This is a genomic window from Streptomyces viridochromogenes (genome assembly GCF_001270495.1).
Classification (GTDB): domain Bacteria; phylum Actinomycetota; class Actinomycetes; order Streptomycetales; family Streptomycetaceae; genus Streptomyces; species Streptomyces viridochromogenes_A.
On sequence record NZ_LGUR01000193.1, the window covers coordinates 37,205 to 59,767 of the forward strand.

Below are 22,563 nucleotides of genomic sequence, written 5' to 3' on the forward strand. Positions count from 1 at the left end.
TGCGACGCCGAAATCCGCTTCCCGGTGCCGCCGCCCCGTGCCTACGGTGGCCGGCATGCAGCTGAAGATCTCAAGCCTCGCCGACCGTCCCGAGATGCTCGGCCGGGTCGCGGAAATGCCGGACAGCTGGCCGGAGTTCACGACCCAGGACCCCGTGGGCAACGCCCACTACGGCCGGATCCCCCGCGAACTCCCGCAGTACGCGCTGTTCGCCGAGGACGAGCGGGGCGAGGTCGTCGCCCACGCCTACAGCGTTCCGTTCGCCCTCGCCGCCGAGGGCCGGGGCCGGCTGCCCGCCCGGGGCTGGGACGAGGTGCTGGTGTGGGCCTTCGCCGACCTGCGCAACGGCACCCGCCCCGACACGGTCAGCGCCATCTCCGTCGTCATCGCCCCGCACGCCCAGGGCGCCGGACTGTCCGCCCGGATGCTCTCGGCGATGCGCGACAACGCCCGAGCCCTCGGCTTCCGCGAGGTCGTCGCCCCGGTCCGCCCCAGCGCCAAGCACCTCGAACCGCACACCCCCGTCGAGGAGTACGCCCACCGCGTACGCCCCGACGGCCTGCCCCACGACCCGTGGCTGCGGGTCCACGCCCGCGCCGGCGCCACCATCGACTCCATCGCCCCGGCATCCATGACCGTCGCCGGCTCGCTGGAACAGTGGCGTCGCTGGACCGGCCTCCCCTTCGACACGGCCGGCGACATCGAGGTGCCGGGCGCGCTGGTCCCGGTGCGCTGCGAGCCGGCGCGGGACCACGCGGTGTACGTCGAGCCCAACGTGTGGATGCGGCACCCGCTGTGAGCCGGCCGGCACACCAGACCGGAAGCCGAGCCTCCGCCTGACCTGCGCCGTCTTGCGAAGTGATCAGCACGACAACGGTTCGGTACAACCGGTGACCGTATGTCGGTGTCGACCTATACGCTCGAAGCGACAATCGCACGACCGTACTTCAGGCATCGATCGGGAGCAGCCATGCAAGGCCACGGCTACACGCAGCCGGTGAAGCAGCCGCCGCCCACCGGGTGGCTGGTCTTCCTGCGCGTGTTCTTCGTCGTGCTCTCCGTGCTGAGCTTCGGCCTGCTGATGTGGACGATGATGCTGCGCCTGGCCATCGTGACCCGCAAGGCCCTCGACTGGAGCCTGTTCGCGGCGTCGATCGTGGTGGAGTTCGGCGGCCTGATCCTGATGGGCATGGAGCCCGGCGACGAGATCCACACCCCGGGCGGCTGGACGGGCCTCGCGCTCGTCCTGGGCGGCATCGTGGCCGCGATCGCCTACTACCTCTCCGCGGACATACGCCACTTCCACCAGCTCCGCTTCCCCGGCTACGGCGCGCAGCAACCCCCGGTCGGGGCCCCGGCATACGGCTACCCGCAGCCCGGGTCGCCGTACAGCACCGGGACAGTGCCGCAGGCGACCCCGCTGCCCCGGACCGCGATACCGCACGCGCCGATACCGAACACCCCGGCACCCCGCGACGCCGCCTCCCACAGCCCCGTACCGCCGCCCCCGCAGCGCCCCGCGCCCGCGCGCATCGACCAGGTGCGCGCCGAGCTCGACGAGCTCAGTGACTACCTGCGCCAGCACGACGGCCGGCATGACGGCAACCGCGAGGGCGGAAGGTGAGCGTGGCGGCAGGACGTGTCGTCGCCGGCCGCTATGAACTGTCCACGCTCATCGGACAGGGCGGCATGGGGCAGGTGTGGACGGCCTACGACCAGCGGCTCGACCGGCGCGTGGCGGTGAAGCTGCTGCGCCCCGACAAGGTGGCCGGGCAGGAGGCGGACGAGCTGCGCCGCCGGTTCGTGCGCGAGTGCCGGGTGACGGCGCAGGTCGACCACCCTGGGCTGGTCACCGTGCACGACGCGGGCAGCGAGGGCGAGGAGCTGTTCCTCGTCATGCAGTACGTGGACGGCGCCGACCTCGCCGACCATCTCGCCGAGCACGACCCGTACCCCTGGCCGTGGGCGGTCGCGGTCGCCGCGCAACTGTGCGCCGTGCTCAGCGCGGTGCACGCCGTGCCGATCGTCCACCGCGACCTCAAGCCGCGCAACGTGATGGTGAAGCAGGACGGCACGGTCACCGTCCTCGACCTCGGCGTCGCCTCCGTCATCGACGCCGACACCACCCGCCTCACCCACACCGGCACCCCCATCGGCTCGCCCGCCTACATGGCCCCCGAGCAGGCGATGGGCGGCGCGGTCGGCCCGTACACCGACCTGTACGCACTCGGCATACTCCTCCACGAACTCCTCAGCGGTGACGTCCCGTTCTCGGGCTCGACGGCGCTCGGCGTGCTGCACCGGCACCTGTACGAGCCGCCGCTGCCCGTGCGCCGTCTCCGCCCCGAGGTCCCCGAGGCACTCGAAGCCCTGGTCCTGCGTCGGCTGACCAAGGACCCGCAGCACCGCCCCGCCTCGGCGCAGGAGGTGTACGAGGACCTGGAGCCGCTCCTGCCCGCGCGCGGGACGCCCACCGGATCGCCCCTCGACCCCACGCGCCCCTTCCTGCGCCCGCACGCGCCCTGGCCGGACCGCGCCCGCACCCCGGCGCCGCAGCCCGCCCCGGCCACACCGGTGCCACCCCCCGCCGAGAAGCCGGACGTCGCGCGCGCCGTCGACGAGGTCAAGCGCCTGCTCGGCGAGGGCCGCATCACCCAGGCCGTCGACATCCTCGGCGCGATCCTGCCCGCCGCGGCCGAACAGCACGGCGAGCACTCGCCGGTGGTCCGCACCCTGCGCAAGCAGTACGCGGCCACGCTCATGGATGACGGCCAGTACCGGCGTGCACTTCCCGAACTGCGCCGCCTCGCCGACGAACGCGCCGCCGAGGCCGGCCAGGCCGACCCGCAGTCCCTGCGCTTCCGCTTCGACGCCGCCCAGTGCCTGGAGCAGCTCGGCGAACCGGCGGCCGCGCTCGCCGAGTACCGCGCGCTGCTGCCGTACTACGAGAACCAGTACGTCTCCGGCGACCCCCAGCTCGCCCACGACGTCCGTCGCCGTATCGGCCACCTCCTGCTCGCCCTCGGCGACCGCCCCGCCGCCCACGACACGCTGGCCCGTCTGCTGCTCGACGTGGAGCGCCTGCACGGTCCCGGCCACCCGCTCGCGGGAGAGGTGCGGCGGACGCTCCAGTGGCTGGGGCAGGTGCGCGGCTAGGCCGCGTCCGCGAAGCCCCGCCGGACAGGCACCGGCGGGCCGAGTGGGCCGGGTGGGGGTGCTTCGGTGCCCGAAGTCCTGGTGAATCGTTGGTCGAATGGGTTGGCCAGAGCTTGCCCACTGCCTACCATCGATCACCGCAAGACTTTGTGCACCGTCGCACAAGCTCTTCCTCGGGAGGTCTCCTTGCACCGCCGCCGTCGCACCGCGCTCCTCCTCTCCGCCGCGATCGTCGCGGCGCCCCTGCTCACCGCCTGCGGAAGCGATGCGCGTCCCGGCGCGGCGGCCGTCGTCGGCGGCCAGCGGATCACCGTCGCGCAGCTGGAGAACCGGGTGGGCGAGGTACGCGCGGCCCAGCGCGCGGCCGTACCGGACGACGCCCAGTACGCGCAGGTCATCGCCAAGTCCGGCACCCTCCCGCGGGACGTCCTGCACACCATGGTCCTCGACCAGGTGCTGCACCGCGCCGCCCAGGACGCGGGCGTGACCGTCACCCGCAAGGAGCTCCAGCGGATGCGCAGCGGCCTGGAAGAGCAGGTCGGCGGCGCCAAGGCGCTGGAGGCGGCCTGGCTCCAGCAGTACGGCATCCCGCCGCAGCGCCTCGACGAGAACCTCCGCCTCCAGCTGGAGGCCCAGAAGCTCGCCACCTCGCTCGGCACCGACACCGGCAAGCCCGCCTTCTGGAACGCCCTCTCCGCGGCGTCCAAGAAGCTCGACATCGACCTCAACCCGCGCTACGGCACCTGGGACGTCCAGAAGAGCGGCCGGGCCGACGCGAAGACGCCGTGGGTGCGCGAGGTGACGGGGACGCGGCAGACGGCGTAGGCAGACGGCGGAACCGTTCTGCCTGTGGACGGGCGAGGGCGGAGCCACCCGGCCTGTGGATAACTCGGGGGGCTGTCGGCGACGTGGGTTACGTTCGGATCGTGAACGCAACCAGTCCCGAAGCCGCCCCCGGCCGCATCGTCCTGCTCACCACCAGCCACCGTGTCGCGCCCGGCCTGCTGTCCTGGCCCGCCTGGCAGGCGCTGCACGCGGCCGACCGCGTGCTGTGCGCGGACGGCGCGCATCCTCAGCTGCCGTATCTGCGCGAGGCCGGGATAGCGGTCGACGAGGCCGCCCCGACCGCCGAGCAGCTGATCGACGCGTGCGCCGGCGGCCGTACGGCCGTGGTCGTGGCCACGGGTGAGGGCGAGCCGGCCCTCACCGACGGCCTCGCCCGCCTCGCGGGCACCGGCCGCGTGCGCATGCCGGACCTGGAGCTGCTCCCCGCCTCCTATGACCTGCCCGGCGCCCGCCTCCTCGACCTCGTGCAGGTCATGGACCGGATCCGCGCCGAGTGTCCGTGGTCCTCCCAGCAGACCCACAAGGGCCTGGCGAAGTACGGCATCGAGGAGGCCTACGAACTCGTCGAGGCGATCGAGGAGGGCGACCGCGACGAACTTCGCGAGGAACTGGGCGACGTGTTGTTGCAGGTCGTCTTCCACGCCCGGATAGCGGAGGAGGACGCGGACGCCCCCTTCTCCATCGACGACGTGGCCGGCGGCATCGTCACCAAGCTCATCCACCGTCACCCGCATGTCTTCGGCGAGGAGACGGCGACGACCCCCGAGGAGGTCAAGGAGCACTGGCTGCGCACGAAGGCGGTGGAGAAGCAGCGGGAGTCGGTGACCCAGGGCATCCCCCTCGGCCAGCCGGGCCTCGCCCTCGCGGCCAAGCTGGCGTCGCGTGTCAGACAGGCGGGACTGGAGGTGCCCCTGCCGGCAGGGGAGGGCCTCGGGTACGAGCTGCTCGCGCTGGCGGTCCGCGCGGAGGCGGCCGGGGTCGATCCGGAAGCGGCTCTGCGGGTCGCGGCCCGGGCGTACCGCGATGCCGTGCGGGCTGCGGAGGGGCTGACGCCTCCGGATACCGTCAAGGAGTGACAGACCAGCCCGCCACCCCCAGCAGCACCACCCCCAGCACCACTCCAGGCAGGGCCACGCCCGCCGGCACCACCCCCGAACCCCCCGACCTCTTCACCTGGGAGTTCGCCACCGATCCCTACCCCGCCTACGCCTGGCTCCGCCACCACGCGCCCGTTCACAAGACCCGCCTCCCCAGCGGCGTGGAGGCCTGGCTGGTCACCCGTTACACCGACGCCAAGCAGACCCTCGCCGACAACCGGCTCTCCAAGAACCCGGCCCACCACGACGAGCCCGCGCACGCCAGGGGCAAGACCGGCATCCCGGGGGAGCGCAAGGCCGAGCTGATGACACACCTGCTCAACATCGACCCGCCGGACCACACCAGGCTGCGCAGGCTCGTCTCCAAGGCCTTCACGCCCCGCAGGGTCGCCGAGTTCGCCCCTCGGGTGCAGGAGCTCACCGACAGCCTCATCGACCGGTTCGCCGCCGAAGGGAGCGCCGACCTCATCCACGAGTTCGCCTTTCCCCTCCCCATCTACGCCATCTGCGACCTGCTCGGCGTTCCCCGCGAGGACCAGGACGACTTCCGTGACTGGGCGGGCATGATGATCCGGCACCAGGGCGGCCCCAGGGGCGGAGTCGCCCGGTCCGTGAAGAAGATGCGGGGCTATCTCGCCGAGCTCATCCACCGCAAGCGCGAGGCGCTTCCCGACACCCCCACCCCCGGCGAGGACCTCATCTCCGGCCTCATCCGAGCCTCCGACCACGGTGAGCACCTCACCGAGAACGAGGCCGCGGCCATGGCCTTCATCCTGCTGTTCGCCGGCTTCGAGACGACCGTCAACCTCATCGGCAACGGCACCTACGCCCTGCTCACCCACCCCGAGCAACGCGCCCGCCTCCAAACGGCGTTGGCCGCCAAGGAGACCGGCCTCCTCGAAACCGGCGTGGAGGAACTCCTCCGCTACGACGGCCCCGTGGAACTCGCCACCTGGCGCTTCGCCACCGAGCCGCTCACCCTCGGCGGACAGGACATCGCAGCCGGCGATCCCGTCCTCGTCGTCCTGGCCGCCGCCGACCGGGACCCGGCGCGGTTCGCCGACCCCGACGTCCTCGACCTCGCCCGCCGCGACAACCAGCACCTCGGGTACGGCCACGGCATCCACTACTGCCTCGGCGCCCCGCTCGCCCGACTGGAGGGCCAGGCCGCCCTCGGCACGCTCCTCACCCGACTCCCGGACCTCCGACTCGCCGTGGACCCGGGGGAGTTGAGATGGCGCGGCGGACTCATCATGCGCGGGCTGCGCACGCTTCCGGTGGAGTTCACCCCAGTTGGGTGAGTGCGTCCCCCTCGGCAAACGCGACACGCGCTCAAGTCTGTGATCTTCACGTGATCTGCGCGGCATTAACTTGTGACAAGTGATCGTCTGCCTATACCTTCACGCATCAACGACGGCGCCCAGGTTTCACGCGCCGCGGTCACCGCTGTCTCGCGAAAGGTCCCCGCATGCTCTCCGGGAACGGTCGTCACCGTCGCCCCCGTCAGGCCCCGGCCATCCTCGTCGCGGCCGGAGTGACCGGGTCGGCCATCGCCATCCCGCTGCTCGGCGCCACGGGCGCGAGCGCCGCCGACGGCACCGTGTGGGACAAGGTGGCCGAGTGCGAGAGCGGCGGCTCCTGGAGCGCCGACGAAGGCACCGGCCAGTACGGCGGGCTGCAACTGACCCAGGAGGACTGGGAGAAGTACGGCGGCCTCGACTACGCCTCCAGCCCCGACCTGGCGAGCCGTTCCCAGCAGATCGCCGTGGCCCAGGACATTCTCGCGGACCAGGGAACCAGCCCCTGGGGCACCTGCGCCGTGCTCAACGGGCTCACCAAGAAGTCCGGGGCCCTCGACCTCGACACCGGGGTGGCGGAAGACTCGCCCTCCGAGGTGTCCGGCTCATCCGGCTTGCTCGATTCTTCGGGTTCGTCCGACTCGTCCGACTCATCCGGCTCGGCCGATGACTCGAACCTGAACGACGACCCTTCTGGCGCGCCGAGTGAATCCTCGGACGCTTCGTCCGAATCCTCCCGGGATTCCGCTGCTTCACCCTCTTCATCCTCTTCGTCGCCCTCCGCGGATGACTCCGCCACGTCCGACACGTCACCCGACACCAAGGCATCGCAGTCGCCCGACAGCTCTCCCGTGGAGAACCCCAAGGCCGACAATCAGGACAACTTGGTGCAAGACGTAGGCTCCTGGAGCCTCGTGGACACCGGGGCGGTCGACGCCGGGGCGTCCGGCTCGGGGCGGCATCGAGGTCCCAGCGCCGACGAGAGCAAGGCCGCCGACGGTGCCGCCGACTCCGCCAAGTCCTCCGGCCGCCACGCCTCGTACGACGTCCGCGCCGGCGACACTCTGGCCTCCATCGCCGACTCCCTTGACGTCGAAGGCGGGTGGCGCGCGCTGTACGAGGCCAACAAGGACGCCATCGGTACTGACGCGAACCACATCTTCGCCGGTCAGACCCTGGACGTCCCCGGTGAATAACGGTCGAACGGGGCGAAAAACAGCGCAAGTTCGCGTCGGTATTCGCACCTGAATGTCCGTTTTGAATGCGGTGAGAGATAGATCTCAGAAGCCCTGATCGTCTTTGTAATTCCCGGAATCGCATGTCTACGGTCATGACCGCTCGCCACCAGTGCGAGCCCCGACAGCCGTCACGCCGAATCCTGCCGGCGGCCGTCCGGGAACAGTCGTCGCGTCAAGCGCCGTAGGCAGGAGCGGGGGACCCAAGGTAAGCGCCGGGTCCGGCAGTTGAAGCCCTTCGGGGCCGCACGGCCGGAGTCGGCTTGGGGTGGAGCCGCGCAACGCGAGCCGAAAGGCGGACGTGCGCGGCCGGGCAACTCAACCGGCCCGAACCCGACAGCTCACCTCGTAGGCGTCGGTGAGGGGATCTCTCCATGCTGTTTTCCAGCAAGGGCAAGCACCGTCGTCCGTCCAAGGCCGCTCGCGCCATAGCCGTCGTCGGCGTCACCGGCGCCGCCGCCGTCGCCGCCCCGCTGATGGCGGCCGGCAGCGCCTCCGCCGCCACCGCCTCCGAGTGGGACGCCGTCGCCCAGTGCGAGTCCGGCGGCAACTGGTCCATCAACACCGGCAACGGCTACTACGGCGGTCTGCAGTTCTCCGCCTCGACCTGGGCCGCGTACGGCGGCACGGCGTATGCCTCCACCGCCGACCAGGCCAGCAAGGCCCAGCAGATCGAGATCGCCGAGAAGGTCCTCGCGGGCCAGGGCAAGGGTGCCTGGCCGAACTGCGGCACCGGCCTGTCGAGCGCCGCGTACACCGGCTCCGGCTCCTCGTCGAGCACCGAGACCGCCCCGCGCGCCACCGAGGAGCAGCCGGCCTCCCGCTCCGCCGAGCGTCCCGCCGCCGAGAAGAAGTCGACCAAGACCGTCACCACCCCGACCGGCAAGAAGGTCAAGAAGGGCGACGGCGAGTACAAGGTCGTCAAGGGTGACACCCTCAGCTCGATCGCCGAGGCCAAGAAGGTCAAGGGCGGCTGGGAGAAGCTGTTCCAGCTGAACAAGGACATCGTCGAGGACGCCGACCTGATCTACCCGGGTCAGCAGCTGCACCTGAAGTAACACGCGGGCGACAGGTGAACCACGGCGCCTCCACATCCGTGGAACTCATAGTGAAGGCGTCGTGAGGGTCACCCCCGTCCCCACGAACTCCCCGCCTCGGTGCGTCTTCCCCCGTACGCACCGGGGCGGGGCTTTTTTGCGCCGGAGTCTTTGTTCCGTTCGGAAACAATTTACTCTCGGTTCTGTCCACGGGGCGGTCGACAGCTGGCCGAACGCCCGGAGCCGGTTAGGCTCGTCTCGCAGTACCCACCGCGGACTGCGTACCCGCGTCACATCCCAAGAAGGAGATGCTCGTGCCGTCCATCGACGTCGTCGTAGCCCGGGAAATCCTGGACTCCCGAGGCAATCCCACGGTCGAGGTCGAGGTCGGCCTCGACGACGGCAGCACGGGTCGTGCCGCCGTTCCGTCCGGCGCCTCGACGGGCGCCTTCGAGGCCATCGAGCTCCGCGACGGCGACCCGAACCGCTACCTCGGCAAGGGTGTGGAGAAGGCCGTCCTCGCCGTCATCGAGCAGATCGGCCCGGAGCTCGTCGGCTACGACGCCACCGAGCAGCGCCTGATCGACCAGGCCATGTTCGACCTGGACGCCACCGACAACAAGGGCTCCCTCGGCGCCAACGCCATCCTCGGCGTCTCCCTCGCCGTGGCCCATGCCGCCTCCGAGGCCAGCGACCTGCCGCTGTTCCGCTACCTGGGCGGCCCCAACGCGCACCTGCTGCCGGTGCCGATGATGAACATCCTGAACGGCGGCTCGCACGCCGACTCCAACGTGGACATCCAGGAGTTCATGATCGCCCCGATCGGCGCGGAGTCCTTCTCCGAGGCCCTGCGCTGGGGCGCCGAGGTCTACCACACCCTCAAGAAGGTGCTGAAGACCAAGGGCCTGTCCACCGGCCTGGGCGACGAGGGCGGCTTCGCCCCGAACCTGGAGTCCAACCGCGCCGCCCTCGACCTCATCGTCGAGGCCATCAAGCAGGCCGGTTACGTGCCCGGCGAGCAGATCGCGCTCGCTCTCGACGTCGCCGCGTCCGAGTTCTACAAGGACGGCAGTTACGAGTTCGAGGGCAAGTCCCGCTCGGCCGCCGAGATGACCGAGTACTACGAGGAGCTCGTCTCCGCGTACCCGCTGGTCTCCATCGAGGACCCGCTGTACGAGGACGACTGGGACGGCTGGAAGATCATCACCGAGAAGCTGGGCGACAAGGTCCAGATCGTCGGCGACGACCTCTTCGTCACCAACCCCGAGCGCCTGGCCCGCGGCATCGACGAGGGCGCCGCCAACGCCCTGCTCGTCAAGGTCAACCAGATCGGCTCGCTGACCGAGACCCTGGACGCCGTCGAGATGGCCCAGCGCAACGGCTTCAAGTGCATGATGTCCCACCGCTCCGGCGAGACCGAGGACGTCACCATCGCCGACCTCGCCGTCGCCGTGAACTGCGGCCAGATCAAGACCGGCGCCCCGGCCCGCTCGGACCGCGTCGCCAAGTACAACCAGCTGCTGCGCATCGAGGAGATCCTCGACGACGCCGCGGTGTACGCCGGCCGCAGCGCCTTCCCGCGCTTCAAGGGCTGACCAGGCTGGTCGGGCTGACCGGCTGACCCCCACCTGGGGTGAGCCTTAGCCAGTCGTACGTACGTCCCCGTACTCGGTCCCGTACCGTGTGCGGGGACGTACGCGTGTGAAACGGGAGGCGGGACATGGCCGTCAAGGACCGGGACCGGTTCTCCACCGCGACCAGGATCCGGCTGCTCGGCGAGCAGACGGCGGCCCGCGTCTACCGCTCCCAGACCAAGCGGCAGGCCCGGCGCTCCAGGCTCACCGGACGCGCCGCGCTGCTCGCGCTGGTCCTCTGCTCCATGGTCGTGGCGCTGGCCTACCCCATAAGGCAGTACGTCTCCCAGCGCGCCGAGATCGCCGACATGCAGCGGCAGAAGGAGGAGGCCGCCCAGCGCGTCGAGCAGCTGCGCGACCTCAAGGCACGCTGGCAGGACGACGCGTACGCGGAGCAGCAGATCCGGCTGCGGCTGCACTACGTGCTGCCCGGCGAGACCGGTTACATCGTGGTCGACCCGGACGCGGCCAAGCAGGCGCGGACCGACCAGAGCGCGGCCGACCGCCCCTGGTACGCGAACATCTGGGACGGGGTCGACAAGGCCGACGCCGCCGCCGACCACTGAGCCCAGCGAGAACCGATAGAAAGACAGGCATGCAAACGCCCCCGCCGCCCACTCCGCGCACCGAGCCCACCGACGCGGATGTCGAGGCCTTCAAGCAGCAGCTCGGGCGCCCCCCGCGCGGGCTGCGCGCGATCGCGCACCGGTGCCCGTGCGGGCAGCCGGACGTCGTCGAGACGGCCCCGCGCCTGCCCGACGGCACGCCCTTCCCGACGCTGTACTACCTGACGTGCCCGAAGGCGTCGTCGGCGATCGGCACGCTGGAGGCGAACGGCGTGATGAAGGAGATGACGGCGCGGCTGGAGAGCGACCCGGAACTGGCCGCGTCCTACCGGGCCGCGCACGAGGACTACATCCGGCGCCGCGACGAGATCGAGGAGCTGAAGGGCTTCCCGAGCGCGGGCGGCATGCCGGACCGGGTGAAGTGCCTGCACGTCCTGGTCGCGCACTCGCTGGCGGCCGGGCCCGGGGTCAACCCGCTGGGCGACGAGGCGATCGCCATGCTGCCGGAGTGGTGGGCCAAGGGCCCGTGCGTGCCTCCGTTCGCGACGCAGGAGGACGTCGTCAAGCTCGGCGCGAACGGCGGCGGCTTCTTCGGTACGGACGACACGGACGAGGGGGCCGAGAAGTGACCCGCGTCGCCGCCATCGATTGCGGTACGAACTCCATCCGGCTCCTCGTCGCCGACGTCACGGTGCCCGACAGCGCCTCCGGCGCGGGGGCCACCGGCAAACTCGTCGACCTGGACCGCCGTATGACCATCGTGCGCCTGGGCCAGGGCGTCGACCGTACGGGCCGGCTCGCCCCCGAGGCCCTGGAGCGCACCTTCGCCGCCTGCCGGGACTACGCGGCGATCATCAAGGAACACGGCGCCGAGCGGCTCCGCTTCGTCGCCACCTCCGCCTCCCGGGACGCCGAGAACCGGGACGAGTTCGTGCGCGGGGTCATGGACATCCTGGGCGTCGAGCCCGAGGTCGTCACCGGGGACCAGGAGGCCGAGTTCTCCTTCACCGGGGCGACGAAGGAGCTGGTGGGCCGCGAGGACCTGCACCGGCCCTACCTCGTCGTGGACATCGGCGGCGGGTCGACCGAGTTCGTCGTCGGCGAGGAGCACGTCCGCGCGGCACGTTCCGTGGACGTCGGCTGCGTGCGGATGACCGAGCGCCACCTGGTCAGCGACGGCGTCGTCTGCGACCCGCCCTCCGAGGAGCGGATCGCGGCGATGCGGGCCGACATCGAGGCCGCCCTCGATCTCGCCGAGCTGACGGTGCCGTTGCGCGAGGCGAAGACGCTGGTGGGGCTCGCCGGTTCGGTCACCACGATGTCGGCGATCGCCCAGGACCTGCCCGAGTACGACTCGGCCCGCATCCACCACTCCCGGATCAGCCACGACCGGGTCCGCCGGATCACCGACTGGCTGCTGCACTCCACCCACGCCGAGCGCGCGGCCGTACCCTCCATGCACCCGGGGCGAGTTGACGTCATCGCCGCGGGCGCGCTGGTGCTGCTCGCCATCATGGAACGGATCGGCGCCGAGGAGGTCGTCGTCAGCGAGCACGACATCCTCGACGGCATCGCCTTCCAGGTCGCGGAAGACGCCGAGGCGGGCAGGCGCAGGGACTGACCTGCCGCGACACGGAACGGCCCCGGTACCTCACGGAGGACCGGGGCCGTCGTGTGTCAGCCCGTGCGGGCTTGTCCGTCAGTTGCAGAGGAGGACGATGAGGCCGCTGCACCCTCCGTCGTCACCATGTCCGCCGTAGGCCGTGGACGCCTGTACGGCCGTGGCCTTCGTGGCGACGGGGTGGGCGGGCGTGGCGACGGCCGTGGCCGCCCCCGCTGCGAGGGCGATGCCGAGGGCAGCGCCGACCGTGACTATTCGGGAGGTGGCCCGCTGGAGGGCCTTCTGTGAGGTGATCATGGCTGCACGTTATGTGCCCTTCTGATCAATTTCGCGCGGAGTGTGGCCGACCGAGTGACGGCCATGAGGGGAGGGTGACCCGGGTCGCATCGGCGGGGTGGTCCGGGTCTCGGTTGCTACTGCTCGGTAGCCGTCGGTTGAGCAGGTCGGCTAGCGTATGAGCGCTCCTGAGGGGGCCTTTTGAGGCCGCCGGCGACCCCCTGAAGGCACCCGCTCAAGAACCTTCGTGAAGTTCTTCACAAGGAATTGGGCCCTGGAGAAGCACGGATGGGTGCCGGTTGACCCTTCCGAGGGGTGAACAGGCCCTTGAACATGTTCAGATGGCCGGTGTAAGGAAGGATCGGGAGGCCGCCGACGGACGGTGTTTCGGCCCGCTCACGGAGGCCCTGAAGAGCCAGAGAGGCAGCTCACGCGGCATTGACAACGGGGCGTAACGCTTCCGGGTTCCCGATTGTGACCATGACCTGGGTCACGCGGGCCGGGGAGTGTAGCACAGGGCATGGAAGAGCTTGTGAAGGGGCGCACGAGCGACCCCCCTGAGGCGGGTGGATACTCGATGGCATGAGCACCACGGAGCGTCCCAGGATCCTCGTAGTAGGCGGTGGGTACGTAGGCCTGTACGCAGCTCGGCGCATCCTCAAGAAGATGCGCTACGGCGAGGCGACCGTCACGGTCGTCGACCCCCGGTCGTACATGACCTACCAGCCCTTCCTCCCCGAAACCGCCGCCGGCAGCATCTCCCCGCGCCACGTCGTCGTCCCGCTGCGACGCGTGCTGCCCAAGGCGGAGGTCCTCACCGGCCGGGTCACCACCATCGATCAGGACCGCAAGGTCGCCACGATCGCCCCGCTGGTCGGCGAGGCGTACGAGCTGCCCTTCGACTACCTGGTCATCGCGATGGGCGCGGTCTCCCGCACCTTCCCGATCCCCGGCCTCGCCGAGCAGGGCATCGGCATGAAGGGCATTGAGGAGGCCATCGGCCTGCGCAACCACGTCCTCGAGCAGCTCGACAAGGCCGACTCCACGACCGACGAGGAGATCCGCCGCAAGGCGCTCACCTTCGTCTTCATCGGCGGTGGCTTCGCGGGCGCGGAGACCATCGGCGAGGTCGAGGACATGGCCCGCGACGCGGCGAAGTACTACACCAGCGTCTCCCGTGAGGACATGCGGTTCGTCCTCGTCGACGCCGCCGACAAGATCCTCCCCGAGGTCGGCCCCAAGCTCGGCCAGTACGGCAAGGAGCACCTGGAGAGCCGTGGCGTGGAGATCTACCTCTCCACCTCCATGGACTCCTGCGTCGACGGCCACGTCGTGCTGAAGAACGGCCTGGAGGTCGACTCCAACACGATCGTCTGGACGGCCGGTGTCAAGCCGAACCCGGCCCTGTCCCGCTTCGGCCTGCCCCTCGGCCCCCGCGGTCACGTCGACTGCGAGCCGAGCCTCCAGGTCAAGGGCACCGACTACATCTGGGCCGCCGGCGACAACGCCCAGGTCCCGGACATCGTCGGCCGCAAGGCGGGCAACGAGAACGCCTGGTGCCCGCCGAACGCACAGCACGCGCTGCGTCAGGCGCGCGTCCTCGGCGACAACGTGATCTCCGGTATGCGGGGCTTCCCGCAGAAGGACTACTCGCACGCCAACAAGGGCGCGGTGGCGGGCCTCGGCCTCCACAAGGGCGTCGCGATGATCGTCATGGGCAAGATGAAGATCAAGCTCAAGGGCCGTCTCGCCTGGTACATGCACCGTGGCTACCACGGCCTCGCGATGCCGACCTGGAACCGCAAGGTCCGCGTCTTCGCCGACTGGACCCTCGGCATGTTCCTCAAGCGCGAGGTCGTCTCCCTCGGCGCGATGGAGCACCCGCGCGAGGAGTTCTACGAGGCCGCCAAGCCGGCCCCGGTCGCTGCCGCGAGCAAGGCCGAGAAGGGCGAGAAGGCCAAGGCCTCCTGACCCTGTCCGGCTGACCTCCCGAGGTCGCTGAACCACCCGAAGGACCTCCCGCCATCCGTGGTGCGGGAGGTCCTTCGGCCTTCCCCGCCTCCGTCGCGGTTGTTTGCCCAGCCGTAACGCGCGTGGGGGACTGCGCACAGGGCTCCCAGGTGTTTACGTGGTGTTGGGACATTCCGGGATCCGATCACGGAGGTGTGCGCCATGGCAGACGCCGCGGTGCGGCTGAAGAGCCTTCTCGAACAGTTGCTGGGAGTTCCGCTCCCGGTGCGCATCCGCGCCTGGGACGGTTCGCAGGCGGGGCCGCCGGGCGCGCCGACCCTCGTCGTACGCAATCGCCGCGCCGTCCGGCGGCTGCTGTTCAAGCCCGGTGAACTGGGCCTGGCCCGGGCCTGGGTGGCCGGGGACCTCGACATCGAGGGGGATCTCTACACCGCCCTCGATCTGCTCTCCGGGCTCGTGTGGGAGCGGGGGGAGGACGCCCGAAGCCTGGCTCAGGCGCTCCGGGATCCCGAGGTGCGGGCCGCGGTCCGCGGGCTCGTCCGGCTCGGCGGGGTTCCGCTGCCGCCCGCGCCGCCCCCCGAGGAGGTGCGCCGGGCCCGCGGCCATCTGCACACCAAGCGCACCGACAGACGCGCCATCAGCCACCACTACGACGTCGGCAACGACTTCTACGAGATCGTCCTCGGGCCGTCCATGGTGTACTCCTGCGCCTACTGGGCGGCCTCGCCCCCGGCCGGCACCCTTGAGGACGCCCAGCGCGACAAGCTCGACCTCGTCTGCCGCAAGCTCGCCCTCGGGCCCGGCCAGCGGCTGCTCGACGTCGGCTGCGGCTGGGGCTCCATGGCCATGCACGCGGCCCGCGAGTACGGCGCGCGCGTCGTCGGCGTCACCCTCTCCCAGGAACAGGCGGTCTACGCCCGCAAGCGCGTCGCCGACGAGGGGCTCACCGACAGGGTGGAGATCCGCGTCCAGGACTACCGGGACGTCGACGACGGGCCGTACGACGCCGTCTCCTCCATCGGCATGGCCGAACACGTCGGCGCCGAGCGGTACCTGGAGTACGCCGACGTCCTGTACCGGCTGCTGAAGCCCGGGGGGCGGCTGCTCAACCACCAGATCGGGCGGCGGCCGCAGCGCGACGAATCCTCCTACCAGGTCGACGAGTTCATCGACTCCTATGTCTTCCCCGACGGTGAGCTGCAGCCCATCGGCGTCACCGTCACCCAGCTCGAACGGGCCGGTTTCGAGGTGCGCGACGTCGAGTCGATCCGGGAGCACTACGCCCTGACCCTGCGCCGCTGGGTCGACCGGCTGGAGGCCGACTGGGCGCGGGCGGTCAGGCTCACCGGCCCGGGGCGCGCCCGCGTCTGGCAGCTGTACATGGCCGCCTGCGCGCTCGCCTTCGAACGCAACCGCATCGGCGTCAACCAGGTGCTGGCGATCAGGACGTCCGACTCCGGTGACTCGGGGATGCCGCTGCGCTCCCGCACCTGGAACTGAAACCACACGGGCCCCGCTCCCTCCCGGGAACGGGGCCCATGTGCGCGTACGGCTGTCTCGTACGGCTATTCCGTCTTGATCGCGTTCAGCATGTTCAGCCGCGCGGCGTTGCGGGCCGGCCACAGCGCGGCCAGGACGCCCACCAGACCGGCCAGCACCAGGAAGATCCCGATCCGGTCCCAGGGCAGGACCAGCGTGTAGCCCGGGATCTGGTCCGCGAAGGTCTCGCCGATCGCCCAGCCGAGGAACGAGCCGAGGCCGATGCCGACCACCGCGCCGAACACCGAGATGACCACGGCCTCCAGCCGGACCATCCGCTTCACCCGGCGCCGGTCGAGACCGATCGCGCGCAGCATGCCGATCTCCTGCTGCCGTTCGAAGACCGACATCGCGAGGGTGTTGACGACCCCCAGCACGGCGATGATCAGGGCCATCGCCAGCAGGCCGTACATGATGTTCAGCAGGGTGTTGATGACGCCGCCGAACTCGTTGCGGATGTCCTGCCGGTCCATGATCGTGATCGCGGGGTTGTCGCCCAGCGCGTCGGTGAGGACCTTCTCGTTCGCCGCGGACTGGCCGCCGTCCACCTTCACGAAGATCTGCTGGATGGACGGCTGCACCTCGTGCGGGTTCACGACCTTCGTGTCGACGAGGACGGGGGAGAGGAACTCGCTGTCCTTGAAGACGGCGCCGACCGTCAGCGTGCCCTTCTTCTCGTCGTTGAAGGTGACGGGGACGCTGTCGCCGGGCTTCCAGCCCTTGCTCTTGGCCGTCTTCTCGGCGACCGCGATCCGGCCCTCGGCCAGCGTGCCGATGTTGCCGCTGACGACGTCGACGTTCAGTACCTGCTCGATGTCGCCCGGCGTGACCGCCGAAGCGGACACGTAGTCGTCGTCACCCGCCTGGAAGTAGACGCTCTGCTGCGGCGAGACCGCGGAGACGCCCTTGGCCTTCTCCAGCGCCGTCAGCGCGGACTCGTCGAGGGCCCCGCCGTTCGCCATCGAGACCATGTAGTCGGCCTTGATGTTGTCCGTGGTCATCTTGTCGATGGCCGCGCCGACCGTGGCCCCGAGCACCGACAGGCCGGTGACCAGCGTCAGTCCGATCGCCAGCGCCGAGGCGGTGGCGCCGGTACGGCGCGGATTGCGGACCGCGTTCTGGCCGGCCAGCTTGCCGGCCACCCCGAAGGGACCGGCGAGCAGCGGACGGACGAGCGCGATCACGGGCCGGGACAGCAGCGGGATCAGGATGATCACACCGACCAGCGCGAAGAACGCGCCCGCCGCGATGTACATCCGGCCGTCGTCGCCGCCGGACGAGGCACCCAGCACGATCCCGGCGGCGCCGAGGGCGGTGATGGCCGCGCCGATGGAGTTGCGCACCACCAGCGACTTGGTGGTCGCGACCGCGTGGACGCTGCTCATGGCCGCCACCGGCGGGATCTTCGCGGCGCGGCGGCCGGGCAGCCAGGCGGCGAACATCGTGATCAGCACACCGACGCTGACCGCGGCGATCACCGGCGTGGCGGACAGGACCAGCGGGCCGCCCGGAATCTTCATGCCGAACGCGGCCATGCCGGACCGCAGTCCGACCGCCAGCCCGATGCCGAGGACGAAGCCGATCACCGAGGCGACCAGGCCCACGACCGCGGCCTCGGCGAGCACCGAGCGGGTGATCTGCCTGCGCGACGCGCCGACGGCCCGCATCAGCGCGATCTCCTTCGTGCGCTGGGCGACCAGCATCGTGAAGGTGTTGGAGATCAGGAAGATCCCGACGAAGAGCGCGATGCCCGCGAAGCCGAGCAGGACCTGCTTGAGCGAGCCCAGGCCCTGTTCGATCTGCTCGGCCTGCTCGTCCGCGAGCGCCTGGCCGGTCTGGGCCTCGGCGGTGTCCGGCAGCAGCGGCTTGACCGCGTCCAGGATCTTCTTGTCGTCCGCGCCGGAGGCGGCGGTGATGGTGGCGCTCTCGAAGTAGCCCGGCTTGAGGTACTGCTTCTGGGCGACCGCGGTGTCGAAGAGGACGAGGCTGCCGCCGGCGTTCACGGCGCCGTCCTCGGTGGTGAACACGCCGCTGAGGGTGTACTCCTTCACCGGCCCGTTCGTGGCGACCCGGACCCGGTCGCCGACCTGGTACTCGCCCTTGGCCGCGGACTCCTTGTCCAGGGCGATCTGATCGTCCTTCACCGGGCCGGAGCCGTCGGTGAACGTGTAGGCGGGGTCCTTGCCGTCCTTGCCGGGGGCGAAGTTGGAGCCCTTGTTGGACCAGCCGACGCCGATCAGCTTCCCGTCGGGGTCGGCGACGCCGGCGAAGCCTTCGACGCGGCCGTACGCGGCGTCGACGCCGTCCACCGCGGCGATCTTGTCGAGGGTCTTCCGGGAGAGGCCGGGCTCCTCCTTGGCGTCGTCCGGGTTGGCGTAGGAGGTGATGGCGACGGCGACGTTGTCGTAGCTCTTCGCCGACTGGTTGCGGAAGGCGTTGGAGAGGGTGTCGGCGAAGACCAGGGTGCCGGAGACGAACGCGACGCCGAGCATCACGGCGAGCACGGTCATCAGGAGCCGGGCCTTGTGCGCGAGGACGTTGCGCAGGGCGGTGCGGAACATCAGCTGGTGCGGCCCTTCGCGTCGAACTGCTTCATGAAGTCGAGGACGTTGTCCGCGGTCGGCCGGTACATCTCGTCGACGATCCGGCCGTCGGCGAGGAAGACCACGCGGTCCGCGTACGCCGCGGCCACCGGGTCGTGGGTCACCATCACCACCGTCTGCCCCAATTCCCGTACGGAGTTGCGCAGGAAGCCCAGCACCTCGGCGCCCGAGCGCGAGTCGAGGTTTCCGGTCGGCTCGTCGCCGAAGATGATCTCGGGCTTGGAGGCCAGCGCGCGGGCCACGGCGACGCGCTGCTGCTGGCCGCCGGAGAGCTGGGCGGGGCGGTGGCTGAGGCGATCGGCCAGGCCCACCATCCGGATGACCGAATCCACCCACTGCTTGTCAGCCTTGCGGCCCGCGATGTCCATCGGGAGGGTGATGTTCTCCAGGGCCGTCAACGTCGGCAGCAGGTTGAACGCCTGGAAGATGAAGCCGATCTTGTCCCGGCGCAACTTCGTCAGCTGCTTGTCCTTCAGGGAGCCCAGTTCGGTGTCGCCGATGCGCACCGAACCGGAGGAGAAGGTGTCCAGGCCCGCCACGCAGTGCATCAGCGTGGACTTGCCGGAGCCGGAGGGTCCCATGATCGCGGTGAACTCGGCCTGCCGGAACTCGACGGTGACCCGGTCCAGGGCGACCACCTGGGTCTCGCCCTGTCCGTAGATCTTCGACAGATCCGTGGCACGCGCGGCCACGGTGGTGGCCCGGTCGGCGATGGATGCGGTGGTCACGAGTAGGCGCTCCTGAGGGACGACGGTGTTTTCGAAGGGACGTCATCCATCGTCCTGGCTGAAGAGCGCCATGTAGTCAGTCGCTGTTCCGGTTCCGAAGACAGACTGCGGATGGACGGGACACCGCCGCGTCATACCTGAGGATGACGGCGACCCCTGACGGGTGTTCGAGTCTGGAACAGGTGGAGCGTCCTTGTTTGGACGGTGAAATTCCGTCATTCCGCATGCGCCGCCGACGGGCGCACGAAAGGCTATTGGCAAGTGCGGATGGCGCGTTCCGTGGGCTGATGCACCCTCAGACGTCAATAAAATAAGACAACATCGGTCTGCTCGTCCGCTGTTCGGGGGACGTACCCCGATAGGCTCGGAACCTCGATGCGGAGCCCATGGCCTGCCCAGATGGTGGAATGCAGACACGGCGAGCTTAAACCTCGCTGCCCCTTCGCGGGCGTGCCGGTTCAAGTCCGGCTCTGGGCACTTCCGAGCCTCTCCTTCCCTTCAAGAGTTCACGCACAACCGTTGACAGCGGGCGTGCGCGGTCGGAGACTCCGTCAGTAAGTGGTGAATGAAAGTTCACTACACGAACTTCGGACGAACGACGAACAGTGAAGGGAAGCGACCGATGCGCACCACTGTCGGCATCATCGGAGCGGGCCCCGCGGGCCTCCTCCTCGCCCGGCTGCTCCACAACGCCGGCATCGACTCGGTCGTCCTGGAGAGCCGCGACCGCGCCTACGTCGAGCACCGCCAGCGCGCCGGAATCCTGGAGCAGGGCACGGTGGACGTGCTGCGCGCGGCCGGTGCGGCGGAGCGCATGGACCGCGAGGGTCTGCGACACGACGGCATCGAGCTCCGCTTCGACAGGCGGCGCCACCGCGTCGACTTCCCCGCCCTCACCGGCGGCCGGTCCGTGATGGTGTACGCCCAGACCGAGGTCTGCAAGGACCTCATCGCCCTCCAGCTGAAGGAGGGCGGCCCGCTGCTCTTCGAGGCGGAGGCCCTCGCCGTGGAGGGCGCGGACACCAACAGCCCGCGCGTGCGCTTCCGCCACGAGGGCGTCGAGGACGTCCTCGAATGCGGGAACGTCGTGGGCTGCGACGGCTTCTGGGGTGTGTCCCGCAAGGCCGTCCCCGCCGAGCTCACCCGGGTCTTCGAACGTACGTACCCCTTCGGTTGGCTCGGCATCCTCGCCGACGTCGCCCCCTCGCACGACGAGTTGGTCTACGCCCGCCACGAACGGGGCTTCGCCCTGCTCTCGATGCGCTCCCCGTCCGTCTCCCGCCTCTACCTCCAGGTCCCCGAAGGCACGGACGCCGACGCGTGGAGCGACGACGAGATCTGGGCGGAGTTGGAACGCCGCTTCGAGACCGCCGACGACTGGCGGCTGGAGCGCGGCCCCATCACCCAGAAGTCGGTCACACCCATGCGGTCGTACGTCCACGAGCCCATGCGCCACGGCCGCCTCTTCCTGGCCGGTGACGCGGCGCACATCGTGCCGCCGACGGGCGCCAAGGGGCTGAATCTGGCCGTCGGTGACGTCGTCACGTTCGCGCGCGCACTGACGTATGAAAGGGAGACGGGGTCGGCCGAGCTCCTCGACGCCTACTCCCGGAACTGTCTGCGCCGCGTGTGGCAGGCCGAGCGGTTCTCGTACGACATGACGACGATGCTGCACCGCGCCCCCGACGCCGACTCCTTCGAGGACCGGCTCCAGTTGGCGCGACTCGAGCGGCTCGCGTCGTCGCGCGCGGCCGAGACGGATCTGGCCGAGGGGTACACGGGCTTCCCGTTCGAGTGAGCGCGGGCGGGGGCGCGCGGGGTGCGGGCGCGTGGGTGCGGGCCAGGGGAGTGATCTCCGGCCGGTTCCGGCGAGGTCGCAGGTTGGTCATGAATGATCCCCTCCGTGGCCGGGAATCACTCGGCCGCGTAGCGTGTTGGCCAGCACGACGAGGGAAAGATCCTCCCCAAGCACTAGGGTCAATCCTTTGCCTACCTATTACTCTTGAGCCAAGGCCACGCACGGTGGCCATGGAGGAGTGAAATGAGGAGCAGCAACCCGGTCTTCTCGCGACGGGGGTTCAGCCGCGACAACGGCTACGCGGGCTTCAACGCCCAGCCGCAGGCCGGGGGCGCCGCTGTCGGCACGCAGGGCAACCCGTACGCCCAGCCGCAGGCCGGCAACCCGTACGCGCAGAACCCTTACGCCCAGCAGGACCTTCAGTACGGCGCGCCGCCGCAGGCCCCGGCCACCACCGGCCGGATGACGATGGACGACGTCATCCTGCGCACGGGCACCACGCTCGGCACCCTGATCGTCACGGCCGCCCTCGCCTGGGCGCTGCTGCCGGTCGACGACGCGAACATCAGCCGGTCTTACGGCATCGCCATCGTCGCCGGTCTGATCGGCATGGTCCTGGCGCTCGTCCAGTCCTTCAAGCGCAAGGCCTCGCCCGCGCTGATCCTGTCGTACGCCGCGCTCGAGGGTGTCTTCCTCGGCGTCGTCTCCAGCGTCGTTGACAACCGCATCGCGAGCGGTGCGGCCATGCAGGCGGTGCTCGGCACGATGGCGGTCTTCGCCGCGGTGCTGGTCGCGTACAAGGCGGGCTGGATCCGCGTCAACCGCCGCTTCGTCGGCTTCGTGATGGCGGCCGCGCTCGGCTTCATCCTGCTGATGGCGGTCAACCTGCTGTTCGCGGTCTTCGGCGGCGGTGACGGCCTCGGCTTCCGCAGCGGCCCGCTCGGCATCGTCTTCGGCATCGTCGGCATCCTGCTCGGCGCCTGCTTCCTCGCCCTGGACTTCAAGCAGGTCGAGGACGGTCTCGCCTACGGCGCGCCGCGCGAGGAGGCCTGGCTCGCGGCCTTCGGCCTCACCATGACGCTGGTGTGGATCTACATGGAGTTCCTGAGGCTCATCTCGATCCTCAACAGCAGCGACTAGTCTCCGACGGTTGTGCAG

The 22,563-nt window shown here is 70.2% G+C and carries 19 protein-coding genes, 1 tRNA gene and 1 riboswitch; of the genes, 17 read left to right on the forward strand and 3 right to left on the reverse strand.

What is annotated here, in order from left to right:
* The first annotated feature begins 55 nt into the window (after positions 1-55).
* From ADK36_RS18730 to ADK36_RS18785, 12 genes are all read left to right on the forward strand, one after another.
* Positions 56-799 (forward strand): acetyltransferase-like protein, encoded by a 744-nt coding sequence (locus tag ADK36_RS18730; RefSeq protein ID WP_048583125.1) that lies wholly within the window; start codon positions 56-58, stop codon positions 797-799.
* Between the two features lie 171 nt (positions 800-970).
* On the forward strand, positions 971-1,624 hold the full coding sequence (locus tag ADK36_RS18735) for an integral membrane protein (RefSeq protein ID WP_048583126.1): 654 nt from the start codon (positions 971-973) through the stop codon (positions 1,622-1,624).
* Positions 1,625-1,662: 38 nt separating this feature from the next.
* Positions 1,663-3,156 carry a serine/threonine-protein kinase gene (locus ADK36_RS18740; protein WP_267887413.1) on the forward strand — a complete coding sequence of 498 codons (1,494 nt, stop codon included), beginning with the start codon at positions 1,663-1,665 and terminating at the stop codon, positions 3,154-3,156.
* A gap of 186 nt (positions 3,157-3,342) precedes the next feature.
* A complete protein-coding gene (locus tag ADK36_RS18745; protein WP_048583128.1) occupies positions 3,343-3,981 on the forward strand; it encodes a SurA N-terminal domain-containing protein in 639 nt (212 codons plus the stop codon).
* 101 nt (positions 3,982-4,082) lie between these two features.
* Entirely contained in the window at positions 4,083-5,078 is a 996-nt protein-coding gene (locus ADK36_RS18750; RefSeq protein WP_048583183.1) for a nucleoside triphosphate pyrophosphohydrolase, read from the forward strand.
* The gene (locus ADK36_RS18755; protein ID WP_053198332.1) at positions 5,075-6,400 is read left to right on the forward strand and encodes a cytochrome P450 family protein; all 1,326 of its coding nucleotides are present in this window, start codon (positions 5,075-5,077) and stop codon (positions 6,398-6,400) included. Before ADK36_RS18750 ends, ADK36_RS18755 begins: the two co-directional genes overlap by 4 nt.
* A gap of 167 nt (positions 6,401-6,567) precedes the next feature.
* Positions 6,568-7,593, forward strand: coding sequence for a transglycosylase family protein (locus ADK36_RS18760; RefSeq protein ID WP_053198334.1), 1,026 nt, complete (start codon positions 6,568-6,570; stop codon positions 7,591-7,593).
* 209 nt (positions 7,594-7,802) lie between these two features.
* A riboswitch (cyclic di-AMP (ydaO/yuaA leader) is annotated at positions 7,803-8,002 on the forward strand.
* A gap of 4 nt (positions 8,003-8,006) precedes the next feature.
* Positions 8,007-8,690: a transglycosylase family protein gene (locus tag ADK36_RS18765; protein ID WP_048583131.1), complete on the forward strand. Its 684-nt coding sequence runs from the start codon at positions 8,007-8,009 to the stop codon at positions 8,688-8,690.
* A 293-nt stretch (positions 8,691-8,983) separates the two neighbouring features.
* On the forward strand, positions 8,984-10,264 hold the full coding sequence (eno, locus tag ADK36_RS18770; protein WP_425315313.1) for a phosphopyruvate hydratase: 1,281 nt from the start codon (positions 8,984-8,986) through the stop codon (positions 10,262-10,264).
* Positions 10,265-10,389: 125 nt separating this feature from the next.
* Positions 10,390-10,869: an FtsB family cell division protein gene (locus ADK36_RS18775; protein WP_048583132.1), complete on the forward strand. Its 480-nt coding sequence runs from the start codon at positions 10,390-10,392 to the stop codon at positions 10,867-10,869.
* Positions 10,870-10,898: 29 nt separating this feature from the next.
* Positions 10,899-11,498 (forward strand): DUF501 domain-containing protein, encoded by a 600-nt coding sequence (locus tag ADK36_RS18780; protein WP_078916365.1) that lies wholly within the window; start codon positions 10,899-10,901, stop codon positions 11,496-11,498.
* Complete coding sequence (locus ADK36_RS18785) at positions 11,495-12,490, forward strand: Ppx/GppA phosphatase family protein (protein WP_048583133.1); 996 nt, start codon at positions 11,495-11,497, stop codon at positions 12,488-12,490. Before ADK36_RS18780 ends, ADK36_RS18785 begins: the two co-directional genes overlap by 4 nt.
* A 78-nt stretch (positions 12,491-12,568) precedes the next feature.
* On the opposite strand, the gene ADK36_RS18790 is transcribed toward ADK36_RS18785, so the two are convergent.
* Positions 12,569-12,787: a hypothetical protein gene (locus ADK36_RS18790; RefSeq protein ID WP_048583134.1), complete on the reverse strand. Its 219-nt coding sequence runs from the start codon at positions 12,785-12,787 to the stop codon at positions 12,569-12,571.
* Positions 12,788-13,348: 561 nt separating this feature from the next.
* Here ADK36_RS18790 and ADK36_RS18795 point away from each other — a divergent pair.
* A complete protein-coding gene (locus tag ADK36_RS18795) occupies positions 13,349-14,737 on the forward strand; it encodes an NAD(P)/FAD-dependent oxidoreductase (RefSeq protein WP_048583135.1) in 1,389 nt (462 codons plus the stop codon).
* 201 nt (positions 14,738-14,938) lie between these two features.
* A complete protein-coding gene (locus tag ADK36_RS18800; protein ID WP_053198336.1) occupies positions 14,939-16,237 on the forward strand; it encodes an SAM-dependent methyltransferase in 1,299 nt (432 codons plus the stop codon).
* Positions 16,238-16,302: 65 nt separating this feature from the next.
* Here ADK36_RS18800 and ADK36_RS18805 read toward each other — a convergent pair whose 3' ends face one another.
* Together ADK36_RS18805 and ADK36_RS18810 are read right to left on the reverse strand one after the other, a co-directional pair.
* Positions 16,303-18,837: an ABC transporter permease gene (locus ADK36_RS18805; protein WP_048583137.1), complete on the reverse strand. Its 2,535-nt coding sequence runs from the start codon at positions 18,835-18,837 to the stop codon at positions 16,303-16,305.
* Complete coding sequence (locus ADK36_RS18810; RefSeq protein WP_048583138.1) at positions 18,837-19,607, reverse strand: ABC transporter ATP-binding protein; 771 nt, start codon at positions 19,605-19,607, stop codon at positions 18,837-18,839. The genes ADK36_RS18805 and ADK36_RS18810 overlap by 1 nt, the downstream gene beginning before the upstream one ends.
* A 393-nt stretch (positions 19,608-20,000) precedes the next feature.
* Between ADK36_RS18810 and ADK36_RS18815 the strand changes: the two genes are divergently transcribed.
* The 3 genes from ADK36_RS18815 (at position 20,001) to ADK36_RS18825 (ending at position 22,545) form a co-directional block, all read left to right on the forward strand.
* Positions 20,001-20,084, forward strand: a tRNA-Leu gene (locus tag ADK36_RS18815).
* Positions 20,085-20,229: 145 nt separating this feature from the next.
* Positions 20,230-21,405 carry a 4-hydroxybenzoate 3-monooxygenase gene (locus tag ADK36_RS18820; protein ID WP_053198338.1) on the forward strand — a complete coding sequence of 392 codons (1,176 nt, stop codon included), beginning with the start codon at positions 20,230-20,232 and terminating at the stop codon, positions 21,403-21,405.
* 243 nt (positions 21,406-21,648) lie between these two features.
* Positions 21,649-22,545, forward strand: coding sequence for a Bax inhibitor-1/YccA family protein (locus ADK36_RS18825; RefSeq protein WP_048583140.1), 897 nt, complete (start codon positions 21,649-21,651; stop codon positions 22,543-22,545).
* Positions 22,546-22,563: the final 18 nt, after the last annotated feature.

Coding starts and splice junctions, on each gene's coding strand:
- ADK36_RS18730 (WP_048583125.1), top strand. CDS start 56: ATGCAGCTGAAGATCTCAAGCCTCGCCGACCGTCCCGAGATGCTCGGC.
- ADK36_RS18735 (WP_048583126.1), top strand. CDS start 971: ATGCAAGGCCACGGCTACACGCAGCCGGTGAAGCAGCCGCCGCCCACC.
- ADK36_RS18760 (WP_053198334.1), top strand. CDS start 6,568: ATGCTCTCCGGGAACGGTCGTCACCGTCGCCCCCGTCAGGCCCCGGCC.
- ADK36_RS18765 (WP_048583131.1), top strand. CDS start 8,007: ATGCTGTTTTCCAGCAAGGGCAAGCACCGTCGTCCGTCCAAGGCCGCT.
- ADK36_RS18775 (WP_048583132.1), top strand. CDS start 10,390: ATGGCCGTCAAGGACCGGGACCGGTTCTCCACCGCGACCAGGATCCGG.
- ADK36_RS18780 (WP_078916365.1), top strand. CDS start 10,899: ATGCAAACGCCCCCGCCGCCCACTCCGCGCACCGAGCCCACCGACGCG.
- ADK36_RS18790 (WP_048583134.1), bottom strand. CDS start 12,787: ATGATCACCTCACAGAAGGCCCTCCAGCGGGCCACCTCCCGAATAGTC.
- ADK36_RS18795 (WP_048583135.1), top strand. CDS start 13,349: ATGAGCACCACGGAGCGTCCCAGGATCCTCGTAGTAGGCGGTGGGTAC.
- ADK36_RS18800 (WP_053198336.1), top strand. CDS start 14,939: ATGGCAGACGCCGCGGTGCGGCTGAAGAGCCTTCTCGAACAGTTGCTG.
- ADK36_RS18805 (WP_048583137.1), bottom strand. CDS start 18,837: ATGTTCCGCACCGCCCTGCGCAACGTCCTCGCGCACAAGGCCCGGCTC.
- ADK36_RS18820 (WP_053198338.1), top strand. CDS start 20,230: ATGCGCACCACTGTCGGCATCATCGGAGCGGGCCCCGCGGGCCTCCTC.
- ADK36_RS18825 (WP_048583140.1), top strand. CDS start 21,649: ATGAGGAGCAGCAACCCGGTCTTCTCGCGACGGGGGTTCAGCCGCGAC.